The sequence below is a fragment of the Allobosea sp. P1_A7 genome (genome assembly GCF_056406775.1).
The window spans coordinates 42074-54180 of the sequence record NZ_JBFTZN010000026.1 but is presented as its reverse complement, the minus strand read 5'-3'; the positions used below and the strand labels follow the sequence as shown (position 1 = coordinate 54180).

Annotated in this window: 16 protein-coding genes; 12 read left to right on the top strand and 4 right to left on the bottom strand. The window is 66.0% G+C overall.

What is annotated here, in order from left to right:
* The 4 genes from AC1D34_RS06955 to AC1D34_RS06940 form a co-directional block, all read left to right on the top strand.
* Window positions 1-303, top strand: a 303-nt coding sequence (locus AC1D34_RS06955) for a hydroxyethylthiazole kinase (protein WP_476823837.1), incomplete at its 5' end; no start/stop codon positions are given.
* On the top strand, window positions 300-974 hold the full coding sequence (gene thiE / locus AC1D34_RS06950) for a thiamine phosphate synthase (protein ID WP_476823836.1): 675 nt from the start codon (window positions 300-302) through the stop codon (window positions 972-974). The genes AC1D34_RS06955 and thiE, both read left to right, overlap by 4 nt.
* Window positions 975-1083: 109 nt before the next feature.
* Window positions 1084-1770 carry a fumarylacetoacetate hydrolase family protein gene (locus tag AC1D34_RS06945; RefSeq protein ID WP_476823835.1) on the top strand — a complete coding sequence of 229 codons (687 nt, stop codon included), beginning with the start codon at window positions 1084-1086 and terminating at the stop codon, window positions 1768-1770.
* Between the two features lie 22 nt (window positions 1771-1792).
* Window positions 1793-2722, top strand: a complete 930-nt coding sequence (locus tag AC1D34_RS06940) for a dihydrodipicolinate synthase family protein (protein WP_441490806.1) — start codon at window positions 1793-1795, stop codon at window positions 2720-2722.
* Window positions 2723-2783: 61 nt separating this feature from the next.
* Here AC1D34_RS06940 and AC1D34_RS06935 read toward each other — a convergent pair whose 3' ends face one another.
* Both AC1D34_RS06935 and AC1D34_RS06930 read right to left on the bottom strand, forming a co-directional pair.
* Window positions 2784-3263 (bottom strand): copper chaperone PCu(A)C, encoded by a 480-nt coding sequence (locus AC1D34_RS06935; RefSeq protein ID WP_476823834.1) that lies wholly within the window; start codon window positions 3261-3263, stop codon window positions 2784-2786.
* 108 nt (window positions 3264-3371) lie between these two features.
* Window positions 3372-3776, bottom strand: coding sequence for a hypothetical protein (locus AC1D34_RS06930; protein ID WP_441490804.1), 405 nt, complete (start codon window positions 3774-3776; stop codon window positions 3372-3374).
* Window positions 3777-4217: 441 nt separating this feature from the next.
* Between AC1D34_RS06930 and AC1D34_RS06925 the strand changes: the two genes are divergently transcribed.
* The 6 genes from AC1D34_RS06925 to AC1D34_RS06900 all read left to right on the top strand — a co-directional run bounded on the left by AC1D34_RS06925 (window position 4218) and on the right by AC1D34_RS06900 (window position 7809).
* Window positions 4218-4442, top strand: a complete 225-nt coding sequence (locus AC1D34_RS06925; protein WP_441506350.1) for a hypothetical protein — start codon at window positions 4218-4220, stop codon at window positions 4440-4442.
* A 13-nt stretch (window positions 4443-4455) separates the two neighbouring features.
* A complete protein-coding gene (locus AC1D34_RS06920) occupies window positions 4456-4641 on the top strand; it encodes a hypothetical protein (RefSeq protein WP_441506351.1) in 186 nt (61 codons plus the stop codon).
* Window positions 4642-4648: 7 nt separating this feature from the next.
* The gene (locus AC1D34_RS06915) at window positions 4649-5755 is read left to right on the top strand and encodes a methionine ABC transporter ATP-binding protein (RefSeq protein ID WP_476823833.1); all 1107 of its coding nucleotides are present in this window, start codon (window positions 4649-4651) and stop codon (window positions 5753-5755) included.
* On the top strand, window positions 5745-6410 hold the full coding sequence (locus tag AC1D34_RS06910) for a methionine ABC transporter permease (RefSeq protein ID WP_441506353.1): 666 nt from the start codon (window positions 5745-5747) through the stop codon (window positions 6408-6410). Before AC1D34_RS06915 ends, AC1D34_RS06910 begins: the two co-directional genes overlap by 11 nt.
* A 43-nt stretch (window positions 6411-6453) precedes the next feature.
* Entirely contained in the window at window positions 6454-7254 is an 801-nt protein-coding gene (locus AC1D34_RS06905; RefSeq protein ID WP_441490800.1) for a MetQ/NlpA family ABC transporter substrate-binding protein, read from the top strand.
* Window positions 7255-7413: 159 nt separating this feature from the next.
* A complete protein-coding gene (locus AC1D34_RS06900; protein ID WP_441490799.1) occupies window positions 7414-7809 on the top strand; it encodes a cupin domain-containing protein in 396 nt (131 codons plus the stop codon).
* Between the two features lie 141 nt (window positions 7810-7950).
* Here the strand turns inward: AC1D34_RS06900 and AC1D34_RS06895 are convergent, their stop codons facing one another.
* A complete protein-coding gene (locus AC1D34_RS06895) occupies window positions 7951-10152 on the bottom strand; it encodes an esterase-like activity of phytase family protein (protein WP_476823832.1) in 2202 nt (733 codons plus the stop codon).
* 217 nt (window positions 10153-10369) lie between these two features.
* Complete coding sequence (locus AC1D34_RS06890; RefSeq protein WP_441490797.1) at window positions 10370-10777, bottom strand: hypothetical protein; 408 nt, start codon at window positions 10775-10777, stop codon at window positions 10370-10372.
* A gap of 142 nt (window positions 10778-10919) precedes the next feature.
* Between AC1D34_RS06890 and AC1D34_RS06885 the strand changes: the two genes are divergently transcribed.
* Window positions 10920-11756 carry a helix-turn-helix domain-containing protein gene (locus tag AC1D34_RS06885; RefSeq protein WP_476823831.1) on the top strand — a complete coding sequence of 279 codons (837 nt, stop codon included), beginning with the start codon at window positions 10920-10922 and terminating at the stop codon, window positions 11754-11756.
* Entirely contained in the window at window positions 11753-12037 is a 285-nt protein-coding gene (locus AC1D34_RS06880; RefSeq protein ID WP_441490795.1) for a CsbD family protein, read from the top strand. Before AC1D34_RS06885 ends, AC1D34_RS06880 begins: the two co-directional genes overlap by 4 nt.
* Window positions 12038-12107: the final 70 nt, after the last annotated feature.

The window sequence follows — 12107 nt, the reverse complement described above, 5'->3', positions numbered from 1 at the left end:
ACCACCGGCAAGGTCGACCGGATCATGCGCGCAGGCGGCATGCTGTCCGTCTCCCATGGCCATCCGCTGATGACGAGGGTCACCGGGGTCGGCTGCGCAGCGGGCGCCCTGATCGCGGCATGCTGCGCGGTCGAGGGCGATCCGGCAGTCGCGGCCGCCGCCGCGCTGACCGCCTATGGCGTCGCCGGCGAGATTGCGGCAGAGACATCGCAAGGGCCCGGCAGCTTCGCCGTGCACCTGATCGACGCGCTGGCAGGGATGGACGAGGCCACGCTGCGCGAACGGATGGGAGAGCACGGGTGAGCGTTGATATCCGCCTTTACGGCATTGTCGATCCGCAGATCGCGGCCGGGCGCTCGCTGGCCGATCTGGCGCGTGCCGCGGTCGATGGCGGCGCCACCCTGATCCAGCTGCGCGCCAAGACCGAGACGACGCGCGAGATGGTGCGCGAGGCCCGGGCCATCCGCTCGGCCCTGCACGGTACAAGGGTGCCGCTGCTGATCAACGATCGCGTCGATGTCGCGCTCGCTTCCGGTGCCGACGGCGTCCATCTCGGCGCCGACGACATGAAGCCGAACGATGCCCGCCGCCTGCTCGGGCCCCGCGCCATCATCGGCGCGACGCTGAAGCATGAGGATGAACTCACCGCGCTTGCCGCGGCGAAGATCGACTATGCCTGCATCGGCGGTGTCTTCCAGACCTCGCACAAGGACAATGCCGGCTCCTCCCTCGGTCTCGACGGCTTCACGGCCCTGCGGCGCAAGGCCGCTGCCGCATTGGGGCCGCTCCCGGTCGGAGCCATCGCCGGCATCACGGCAATGAATGCGGCCTCCGTCATCGAGGCTGGGGCTGACGGCATTGCCGTGATCGGCGCATTGTTCGTGCAGGACGATGTCGAGGCCGCCGCGCGCGCGCTGCGCGCGGTGCTCGAGCGGCTGCTGCCGACGCCGCCAGAAGCTCCCGCATCCGCCTGAACCGTCACGCGGCAATGCCGGGCGCGCAGCCCCGCCACGAGCGCCCGGCCCCTTGCTTCGCGCCCGTCGCTCGCCCATGAACGGCACGACATCGAGGGAGCGCTGCGTCATGACGAATTATGTGATCGAACCGCCCGGCATCAACGCGGTTCCGGTAGCGGGTGGCGGGCGCTTCCCCGTGCGCCGCATCTTCTGCGTCGGACGCAACTATGCCGAACATACCCGCGAAATGGGGGGCGATCCCGACCGCGAGGAGCCGTTCTTCTTCACCAAGCCCGCGGACGCGCTGGTGATCAACGGCACCGACATGCCCTATCCCAGCAAGACCAAGGACCTGCACCACGAGATGGAGCTGGTCGTCGCGATTGGCACCGGCGGGCGCGACATCCCGGTCTCCGAGGCGCTCTCGCATGTCTATGGCTACGCGGCCGGGCTCGATATGACCCGCCGCGACCTGCAGGGCGAAGCCAAGAAAACCGGCCGCCCCTGGGACATGGGCAAGGGCTTCGACCAGTCGGCCCCGATCGGGGAGATCGTGCCGGCGAGCCATAGCGGCCATCCCGCGGCCGGCAAGATCGAGCTCACGGTCAATGGCCGCGTGCGCCAGACCTCCGATCTCGCCAAGCTGATCTGGAGCGTGCCGGAGACGATCGCCTATCTTTCCGGCCTCGTCGCGCTGGCTCCCGGCGACCTGATCTTCACCGGCACGCCGGAAGGTGTCGCCGCCGTCGTCAAGGGCGACGTGCTGGAAGGCGCCATCGACGGCGTCGGCACCGTCCGCACCCGGATCGCCTGAAGAGACTTCGAGGAACCTGACCATGCAGCTGACCCCTGACGCCCGCGGCGTCTATCCCATTGCGCCGACCCCCTTCACGCCCGATGGCGCCATCGACTGGACGAGCACCGACCGGCTCTTCGATTTCTACGCCGGCATCGGTTCTGACGGCATCACCGTGCTCGGCATCATGGGCGAGGCGCCGAAGCTCGAACCGGAAGAGTCCGTCGGGCTCGTCAAGCGCGCCGTCGCGAAGATGGGTGGCAAGCCGATCATCGTCGGCGTTTCGGCGCCGGGCTTTGCGGCTATGCGCTCGCTGGCGCGGCAGGTGATGGATCTCGGCGCCGGCGGCGTAATGATCGCCCCGCCGCCGAGCCTGCGCACCGACGACCAGATCGTCGGCTATTACGCCCAGGCCGTCGAGGCGATCGGCAGCGACATTCCCTTCGTCATCCAGGACTACCCGCTGACGCTCTCGGTGGTGATGACGCCGGCCGTGATCCGCCGCATCGTCCAGGACAACCCGTCCTGCGTAATGCTGAAGCACGAGGACTGGCCGGGACTCGAGAAGATCTCGACGCTGCGCAAGTTCCAGGCGGAAGGCAGCCTGCGCAAGATCGCGATCCTCACCGGCAATGGCGGGCTCTTCCTCGATTTCGAGATGGAGCGCGGGGCCGACGGCGCCAATACCGGCTATGCCTTCCCGGAATTGCTGATCGACGTCGTCCGCCTTTCCAGCGAAGGCAAGCGCGACGCGGCTCATGACATCTTCGACGCGCACCTCCCCCTGCTGCGCTACGAGCAGCAGCAGGGTGTCGGCCTTGCCGTCCGCAAATATACGATGATGAAGCGCGGCATCCTGGCCAGCGACGCCCAGCGCAAGCCGGGCGCCGGTCTGACGGCCGCGGCCAAGGCGGAAGTGGACTATCTGCTGACGCGGCTGGCAAAGCACGACCCGCGCGCCAAGTTCTGAATGCCGGAATCGCGATGGCCCCCTCTCAACGAGAGGGGGCCATCGCCTTGTCTTCAAGCGCTCAGTGCGTGTGCTCGGCGGCTGCGCCCTTGGCGCCGATCCCCTCGACCTTGAACTCGACCTCCACCACACCAGCCTTCTCGAAGGTCAGCGTGCCCTTGACGCGCTCATCCTGCTTCAGCGGCTGCTTCAGCTCCTGGAACATGATGTGGAAACCGCCGGGCTTCAGCTCGACCTTGGCGCCGGCCGGGATTTCGATACCCTTTTCAAGCTCGCGCATGGTCATCACGCCATTGGTGACCGCCATTTCATGGATCTCGCCGCGACCGGCGAAGGGCGCAGAGACCGCAATCAGCCGGTCGGGTGTCGAACCGGTATTCTCGATCGAAAGGTAGCCGCCGCCGACCTTGGCGCCGGCCGGCGTGGCGCGCGACCAGGGATGGCCGATCTTCAGCGGGCCAGCCTTGTAGTCATGGGCGAAGGCGGCGGCGCTCGCGAGTGTGAGCGCGATCGCGGCGAGGTAGTGAACGGGCCTATTCATCAGCATGGTCCTGAAAGAGGTCGCGGCCATTCGCGAATGGCCGGAAATCCCGGCTTGCGGCGGCCTGTCCGGCTGGCCGCGAGACGAGAGGGAGAGACGAAACCGTGTTCAGGATGCGATCGGCGGCGCTCGCGATTGCGGCAGCCCGAGGACCGCGCCATGGATGGCATCCGTCCGAATGGGAACGGAGCGCTCCAGCGGGGCCGCAAGGCGCGCGCCCACCGGCTGAGGCGGTACAGGAGGGATCGCAAGGGCAGGATTGATCGGACAGCCGATGCAATGCTGGACGCCATTCGCCGGCTCCGGAACCTCGGACGTGTCCGAGACGGATTGCCCGGAACACAGAACCGCACCTGCGAGCGCTGGATGAGCCGCAAAGGCTGATGCCGGCGCCAGGCCTGCCGCCAGAACGGCCAGCGCATAGACGGCCGCAAGCCAGGCTCCGAGGACGGAGCGGCGCAGCGTCTCAAGCGGGGGACCAAGGGCCGACATGGCGCGACTTGGCCTCGTCACCTGCTCTCCGTCAAGCCGCGCTCTGTCGCAGGGGGAGGTCCGCGGGATGGTCGAGGAGAGATTTCTGCCCCCTCGGCAACGGCGCGCGAAAGATTCATGCCCTTTCATTCGTTTCTTTAAAAGAACGATCGGGTTGACAAAGAGGACACTTTCACCCAGATTGGCACTGTCGCTGGACATGGTTCGGCGGCCGCGGAGATTTGAGCGAGCAGCTTGCGCCGCGTCACCAAACGCTAAAGCGCCACGACCGGGTCGTGGGCTCCAGTGACGAGGAGATGAACATGACCGTTTCGACCTTGCGCCGGTCCGCTGCCACCATGCTGATGGCTGCCTGCTGTTGTCGATGCTGATCCTGCATTGAAGGACCGCCCGGGCTGACGCCGGGGCCTCTCCCAATCCGATCCGCCCAATCGAACGCCGCCCATGCGGCGGAGGCAAGCCATGACCCAGTCGCAGACCCAGCAAGCATTCATCATCGAAATCGGCGAGACCCAGGCCGGGCTCGTCAATCGCCGCAATGACGAACGCTTCTTCACCTTCATTTCCGCCTCGTCCGCCTTTCGCGCACTCGAGGGCCTCCGTTTCGCAACGCCAAGCGCTGCCGAGATCGCGGCCCGGCAACTCGCCGCCTCCCAGCGCCGTCCCGCGCTGCGGCTGGCGTCATAGCGGGGGCAGGCCGATGCCGCTGATCACGACCCTGAGCGCATTGCTGCGGGACTGGCTCGACCGGGCCCTTTCCACCGCGCTCGCACCATCTTCGACCCAGGAGCGAGTGGACGAAGACGAGAACACACGCCGCTCCATCCACGACGTGACGCTGGAACAGCTCGGCATCTCGCACTGGTCCTGCCACACGCTCCTCTGAGGTTATGATGAACGCTCTCGTGAAGCCCGACGCCTTCAGCGTCGGTGCCAACCCCGTTTTCAGTCCCGAGCCGGCGATCCGGTTCGAGAATGTCGGCAAAATCTTCTCCGGCCGCTCCGGGCAAGGCGCCGTGACCGCGCTCTCGGGCATCGATCTGACCGTGCCGCGCGGCGCAATTCTCGGGGTGATCGGCCGCTCCGGCGCCGGCAAGTCCACGCTGATCCGGCTGGTCAACGGTCTGGAGCGGGCGAGTTCCGGCCGCATCCTGATCGAGGACGAGGATGTCACAGGGCTGACCGAAGCCGGTTGGCGGGCGCGGCGCCGGACGATCGGCATGATCTTCCAGCACTTCAACCTGCTCTCGTCGCGCACCGTCTTCGACAATGTCGCGCTGCCGCTTGAAATTGCAGGCGCGCCCAGGGCCGAGATCGAACGCCAGGTCACGCGGCTGCTCGATCTCGTCGGCCTGTCCGACAAGCGCGAGCGCTATCCGGCCGAACTCTCCGGCGGCCAGAAGCAGCGCGTCGGTATCGCCCGCGCGCTTTCGACCGAGCCGAAGGTGCTGCTCTGCGACGAGGCGACCTCGGCGCTGGACCCCGAGACGACACAGTCGATCCTCGGCCTGCTGAAGCGGGTCAACCGCGAGCTCGGCATCACCATCCTGCTGATCACCCACGAAATTCCGGTGATCAAGGAGATCTGCGACCGCGTTGCGGTGATCGAGGGCGGGCGGATCGTCGAGGAAGGCGAGACCTTTACCGTCTTCACCCAGCCCAAGCACCCGACCACCACGCGCTTCGTCGAGACGGTGACCGGTGTCGAACTTCCCGCCCATCTCGCCGGCCGGGTCAGGCCGGAGGCACGTCCAGGCGACAGCGCCCTGCTGCGCATCACCTTCATCGGCGAGAATGCGACGGCCCCGGTGATCAGCCGGCTGAGCTCGATCGTCGGCGTCGATGTCAACATCCTCGCCGGGCGGATCGATGCCATTGCGGGCCAGCCCTTTGGCAGCCTGCTCGTCTCGGTCACGGCCCATGAGCCGGAACTCGCTGCCGTGCTCGGCGCCCTGAAGAGCCTCGAACTCAAGGCGGAGGTTATCGGCCATGTCTCCTGAACTCATCCGCCTCATCGCCCAGGCGACCGCCGACACGCTGCTCATGGTTGCGGTCGCAGCCGGGATCGGCACGCTGATCGGCCTGCCCCTCGGCGTCTTCCTGGCGACCAGCAAACGTGGTGAGCTCTTCGCCGCGCCCGCCGTCAACGCCGTGCTCGGCGTGCTCGTCAACGCCACGCGCTCGACGCCCTTCATCATCCTGGTTGTCGCGATCATCCCTTTCACCCGGCTGCTCGCCGGCACCTCGATCGGCACCAATGCTGCCATGGTCCCGCTCACCGTCGCAGCCGCCCCCTTCATCGCGCGACTGATCGAAGGCGCCATCCGCGAAGTCGATCAGGGCCTGGTCGAGGCCGCGCGCGCCATGGGGGCGAGCCCGCTGCAGATCGTGCGCAAGGTCCTGGTGCCCGAAGCACTGCCGGCGATCACACTCGGACTGACGCTGGCCATCGTCAGCCTGATCGGCTTCTCGGCCATGGTCGGCGCCGTCGGTGGCGGCGGCCTCGGCGATCTCGGCATCCGCTACGGCTACCAGCGCTTCATGCCGGACGTGATGGCCGTCGTCGTCGCCGTGCTGATCGTCCTCGTCCAGACCGTGCAGAGCATCGGCGACCGGCTTGCCCGGCGCCTCAACAAGCGCCTGCGCCACGTCTGAGCCAATCCGTGCTCAACCGTTCAAACACCCGCAAGGAAACATCATGTCGATCAACCTGACCCGCCGCGCCGCGCTTGCCGCCTCCGGCCTCGCCCTTCTCCTCTCGGTGCCGGCCCTTGCCCAGCAGAACCAGACGCTGCGCATCGGCGTCTCGCCCGGCCCGCATGCCGAGATCCTCGAGAAGGTGAAGCCGATCGCCGCCAAGAAGGGCCTCGACATCAAGATCGTCGAGTTCTCCGACTATGTCGTACCGAACCAGGCTCTGGATGCAGGCGAGCTGGAGGCCAACTCCTTCCAGCACCAGCCCTATCTCGACAACCAGGTGAAGGACCGCGGCTACAAGCTGGTCAGCGTCGGCCTGACCGTGAACTTCCCGCTCGGGATCTATTCGTCGAAGTACAAGAGCTGGGCCGAGATTCCCGATGGTGCGACTGTTGCCATCCAGAACGACCCGACCAATGGCGGCCGCTCGCTGCTGCTGCTGCAGGACAAGGGCGTGATCAAGCTGAAGGACGGCGTCGGCGTGAAGCCGAGCGTCGCCGACATCACCGCCAATCCGAAGAAGCTGAAGATCATCGAAATCGATGCGGCGCAGGCGCCGCGCTCGCTCGCCGATGTCGGGGCCGCCTCGATCAACACGAACTACGCCGTCGACGCCAAGATCGAGCCGACCTCGGCCATCCTGCGCGAAGACCCGAAGGGCCCTTATGTCAATGTCATCGCCGTGCGCGAGGCTGACAAGGACAAGCCCTGGGTCAAGACCCTGGTCGAAGCCTATCACTCACCCGAGATCAAGGCCTTCGTCACCGAGCGCTTCAAGGGCAACGTGCTCGCTGGCTGGTGATCTCAATCGTTCCTCCCACCTGGTCACGCGATACGGCCAGGCACCTGCCCCGGATGCGCAAGCATCCGGGGTTTTTCTTTGCAGGCAAGATGGGCCGGGCCTGCGGCGGCGCAGGCGGCTATGATGGTCGCAGGATTGTCGCGATCAGAGGAGGAGATCATGCGTTGCCTGCCGCTCGCCGCCTGCGCCCTCGCCTCACTGCCGGCCGCCGCCCAGACCGAACGGCTGGCGCGCCCTGAACTCGTGCTCAAGACAGTGGTTCCGGGAATGCCGACCGGTCCCCAGCAGGAAATCAGGGTGATGACCGCCATGATCAAGCCGGGAGACAGGACACCGTTCCATACGCACCGTTTCCCGGTGACGGTCCATGTCATCGAAGGCGCCTTCACCCTGGAAATGCAGGGGCGCACGGCCGTGACAGTGAAGGCCGGCGAATCGCTGGTCGAACCGCCGAACGTCAAGATGACCGGCTACAACCGCGGCAACGAGATGCTGAAGGTGGTGATCTTCTATGTCAGCGAGCCGGACACGCCGTTCCTGGATCCGGTTCGCTAGAAACCCGGCAACGCTGGATCATCAGACCGGACCTTCCGGTCCGACGATCCAGCCATCTGTGTTTGCGTCGTCTTTCCCGAAAACCGCAATCCGCTTTTCGGGGCGGTGCCTGAGGCCCGCTGCCGGGCGATTGCGCGTGCCTTACCGCGAGATCTTGCCGAAGGCGAAGAACTGGGTCTCGCCGGAGGAATCGTCGACACCGTCATTGTCGGTGACAACGAAGAGATTGCCAGCCTTGTCGACAGCCATGCCCTCAACCTTGTCGAGCCCATAGCCGCCAGCCTTCATCAGATCCGGCGTGAGATCGCGCAGCGGCTTCTTCTCGACGGTCGGGATGGCGGCGGCGCCGATTGCGGCCGGCGTCAGACCCTTGACCGAGAAGGTGGCCAGCGTCTTCACCGCCTTGGCGCCGAAGAGATTGTCGCGCTCGATCACGGCAAAGGTCTCGTTGCCGAGATAGGTCAACTCCGAGAGGCCCATCCAGGCACCGGCGGCCGGAGCCGTCAGCGGGTAATGCAGCACGCCCCACTGCTTGCTGGCCGGCTTGTAGGACAGGATCTTGGTCTTGCCCTTGGGATCGTCCTTCCATTCGCGCTGCACGGCAAGCCAGACGGTCTCGTCCGCGCCCTCGCCGGTCACCGTCACGCCCTCGAAGCCGAAGCGCACGGCATGCTTGTCGAGCTCTTCGGGAAGGTGGATCTCCTCCTCGATCTCACCCTTTGCGGTCGCCCGCAGCAGGATATTGCGAGTCGGCTTGTCCTTGATCTCGGGATTGCCCTCCGAAGCCAGCCAGAAGCCGCCATTGGCGCGGGTCGCGATCCCTTCCAGGTCATAGGAGGCGGGCTTGCCATCCTTGGTCACCGTCAGGCCGGCGACGATCCTGGCCGGCTTCTGCGTGGCGTCGATCTCGAGGATACGGGACGGCGTATAGGCGCTGTCTGTCACGGCAAAGAGGCGGCCAGCTGTGCTGCCATGGGCGGCAAGTCCGGACAGCGCGCCCCAGCCGATCGGCAGACCCTCATGATCCTGCGAGACGATCGTCGGATAGGCGGCCGGGCCTTCGTTGCGCTCATAGATGGTCACTGCGGAACGGGCGCCACCCTTCTCGCCGACATCGGTCTCGGAGGCCGACACAAGGAGATTGCGCTGCGGGATGGCAAGCAGGCCTTCCGGACCGATGCCACCCGGCAGGGCCTGGAGGTAACGCGGTGCTTTCCCGGCGCCCTCGTCCTTGAAGACCAATACGAGCGAGGCGCGCTCCAGGCCGACGAAGATCAGCTTGTCATTGCCGTAGGTGCCGACCTCGATCCCTTCCGGTTCGCTGCCCTTGGCGGCCGAGCGCTTTTCCGGATAATGGCCGTGACGCATGGCGATATGGTCGACCATCGCAGCCGAATCGAACTCGATCGTGCCGTCCTTGCGGAAGATGGTGAAGCCGCGCGAGCCACCCTTCCAATCGCCTTCATTGGCGGTGACGAAGCGCTCGGTGTCGATCCAGCGCACCGCGTCCGGCTCGCGGGCGACGCCCTTGAGTTCCTCGACCGGCTTGATTTCGCCGTCGCGGGTCTTGTCGATGTTCTTCAGATCGACGGTGCCGGCGGAGAAATGGGTGACGATCTTGCCGGTCTTGGTATCGATGATGGCGAGGTGGTTGTTCTCCTGCAACGTCACCACGGCGAGGCCGTCCTGGTTGACGTCAACGAATTCCGGTTCGGGGTCGGTCGGCTCGATGGCGGCGATGCCCGTCAGGTCGATCACCTGGCGCGAGGCGCAATCGGCGCCGCCATCCTTGATGCCGACCAGGGTCAGGTTGCCGGCGGGCAGCTGCGGCAGCGCACCCTTGTTCAGCTTCTCGTCGCGCTCGTTCTCGATGACGATGGCGAGCTTGCCCTTGTCCTTGGTCAGCGTAATCGAATCCGGCTGGCCGCCGAGCTCGCATTTGGCAACGACCTGCCGCGCCTTGAGATCGACCGTGGCAAGATGCCCGGCGGGCTCCTTGAAATTGTCGCCGGAGGTGACGACCACGACGAAGGCCTTATCGCCAAGGATCACGACCGAGGTCGGTTCGCCCTCGAGCGGAATGAAACCTGCCGGCTTCGGAGCGGAGGCCGTCGTGATGTCGATCAGGCCGAGGGCCTTCTGCTCGGCATCGGTATAGGCCAGGAGCGTTCCCGCTTCGTTGGCCGCGATGATCTCCGACACCGTCTTCTTGGACGCGTCGCGATCGGCCGGCAGGTTGAGCGGCACGGAGAAGGTCGCGACACGGTTGAACATCGGCTCGGCCAGAGCTGTGCCGCCAAGCAGGACCGAGGCGAGAGCCGCGAGAACGAGTGAGGTACGCATGGGGCGGTCCTGTTCCGTTGGGGCAAGAAACTGTGCAGGCCGCATCAGCTATTGAGTGCGCACGACAGTTTCGTGACGCTTTCCCCGATCGGAGCCCGCGCTCCCCCATTGGGCCGCGAACAAGACGCCCCCACCACATGATGGCTTTGCGAAAACAGCTCGACGCCCTCCGGCGGCGGCCGGAAGGCGTCGAGTTGGAGATGCCTGCCGCTTGCATTCAGGCGGCGACGGCGGCGGCGGTCGAGCGCTTGAAGCCGATGATCTCGAGTTCGGTGACGATCGCGACCGCTGCAGCCTGCGCGAGCACGAAGGCGATGCCGAGCCCGGTCGGCGCAAACCATCCCGCAACCAGGATCAGGATGCTGTCGGCGATCCAGAGGAGGTTGATGCCAATCACCGCATAGACGGCGAGCCGCGGCAGGGTTTCGCGACTGGAGAAGAGGGCCAGCAGCGCGGCGCAGGGGAGCAGCACCAGGCCGGCGCCGCGGAGGAAAGCCTCGGGGAAGCCGAGCAATCCGGTGAGCGGCGCAGCAGCGAAGGCGAGCAGCAGACCGGTGGCGGCGCAGGCAGCGGCATCGAGAGCAAGGGCATTGCGGAGGAAGCGCGAGGACTGGATCGAGGACATGGCGTGGTCTCCTGGGTGTGAGCCCGTTCCGGCGGCCGGCCCGGGCTGTTGATGTTGGAGACATGCTGACGCTGTCGTGTCGGCCCGTCGATTAAGCGAGAGGTAATTGGAACGAACCGACAGCCCGGATAGGTTTCTCGCCATGAACAAGCATCATCAACCCACCGTCGGTCACCTCATCCGCGACTGGCGCCAGCTGCGCCGGCTGAGCCAACTCGACCTCGCGCTGGAAGCAGAGATCTCCCAGAAGCATCTCAGCTTCATCGAGAGCGGCCGCTCGGCGCCGAGCCGCGACATGGTTCTGCACCTGGCAGAGTATCTCGCTGTGCCGCTGCGCGAGCGGAACGCCCTGCTGCTCGCCGCGGGCTATGCCCCGGTCTATCTCGAACGGTCGCTGGAGGATCCGAGCTTGCAGGCAGCCAAGTCGGCGATCGATCTCGTGCTGAAGGGGCACGAGCCCTATCCGGCCGTCGCGGTCGACCGGCATTGGACGTTGCTTGCCGCGAATGCCGCGGTGACGCCTCTCCTTGGCCTTGTCGCGGATGCCGAGCTGCTGCGCCCACCCGTCAACGTGCTGAGGCTCAGCCTGCATCCGGGCGGGCTCGCACCCTTCATCGTCAATCTCGCGGAATGGCGAAGCCATCTGATCGCAAGGCTGAGGCAGCAGATCAGGGCGACGGCCGATCCGATCCTGGCCGATCTCCTCGTCGAGTTGCTTACTTATCCGGCGCCGCCTCAGCCCGCTCGCAAGGGCCACGCGCCGGAGCCCGAGGCGGAAGCTGCGATCGTCGTGCCGATGCAGCTGAAGGTCGGCGAGCAGGTGCTCTCCCTGATTTCGACCACAACCGTCTTCGGCACGCCGGTCGACATCACGCTGTCGGAACTGGCGCTGGAAACTTTCTTTCCGGCCGATGCGGCGACCGCCGAGGCGCTGCGGGCGATGGCAATCGCATCCGCGGACCGGTCCGGAGCAGCTTGAACTTTTCCGGGAACCTTTGCCCGTTCCAGCCGTTTCCTCAGCACAAGTCGCTGATACGACATGCGTTTTTCAACAGAGGAACAGGACCCATGGGCAGCACCGCGGACAAGATCAAGGGCATGGCCAACGAGGCCGCTGGCAACGTCAAGCAGGGCGTCGGCAAGGCGATGAACAAGCCGGGGCTTCAGGCCGAAGGGATTGCGCAGGAGCGCAAGGGCGAGGCCCAGCAGGCCGTTGGCAAAGCCAAGGATGCGGTCAAGAAAGTGATCGACAAGGCCTGATCTGCATCAGGCCGGCGATCTGAAAGGCGGGTGCCCCGGACGGGTCGCCCGCCTTTTCAATTGCGGGGCC

Excerpts from the sequence above, each read along its gene's own strand:
- AC1D34_RS06945 (WP_476823835.1), top strand. The coding sequence starts at position 1,084 with ATGACGAATTATGTGATCGAACCGCCCGGCATCAACGCGGTTCCGGTA.
- AC1D34_RS06940 (WP_441490806.1), top strand. The coding sequence starts at position 1,793 with ATGCAGCTGACCCCTGACGCCCGCGGCGTCTATCCCATTGCGCCGACC.
- AC1D34_RS06935 (WP_476823834.1), bottom strand. The coding sequence starts at position 3,263 with ATGAATAGGCCCGTTCACTACCTCGCCGCGATCGCGCTCACACTCGCG.
- AC1D34_RS06925 (WP_441506350.1), top strand. The coding sequence starts at position 4,218 with ATGACCCAGTCGCAGACCCAGCAAGCATTCATCATCGAAATCGGCGAG.
- AC1D34_RS06920 (WP_441506351.1), top strand. The coding sequence starts at position 4,456 with ATGCCGCTGATCACGACCCTGAGCGCATTGCTGCGGGACTGGCTCGAC.
- AC1D34_RS06915 (WP_476823833.1), top strand. The coding sequence starts at position 4,649 with ATGAACGCTCTCGTGAAGCCCGACGCCTTCAGCGTCGGTGCCAACCCC.
- AC1D34_RS06910 (WP_441506353.1), top strand. The coding sequence starts at position 5,745 with ATGTCTCCTGAACTCATCCGCCTCATCGCCCAGGCGACCGCCGACACG.
- AC1D34_RS06905 (WP_441490800.1), top strand. The coding sequence starts at position 6,454 with ATGTCGATCAACCTGACCCGCCGCGCCGCGCTTGCCGCCTCCGGCCTC.
- AC1D34_RS06900 (WP_441490799.1), top strand. The coding sequence starts at position 7,414 with ATGCGTTGCCTGCCGCTCGCCGCCTGCGCCCTCGCCTCACTGCCGGCC.
- AC1D34_RS06895 (WP_476823832.1), bottom strand. The coding sequence starts at position 10,152 with ATGCGTACCTCACTCGTTCTCGCGGCTCTCGCCTCGGTCCTGCTTGGC.
- AC1D34_RS06890 (WP_441490797.1), bottom strand. The coding sequence starts at position 10,777 with ATGTCCTCGATCCAGTCCTCGCGCTTCCTCCGCAATGCCCTTGCTCTC.
- AC1D34_RS06885 (WP_476823831.1), top strand. The coding sequence starts at position 10,920 with ATGAACAAGCATCATCAACCCACCGTCGGTCACCTCATCCGCGACTGG.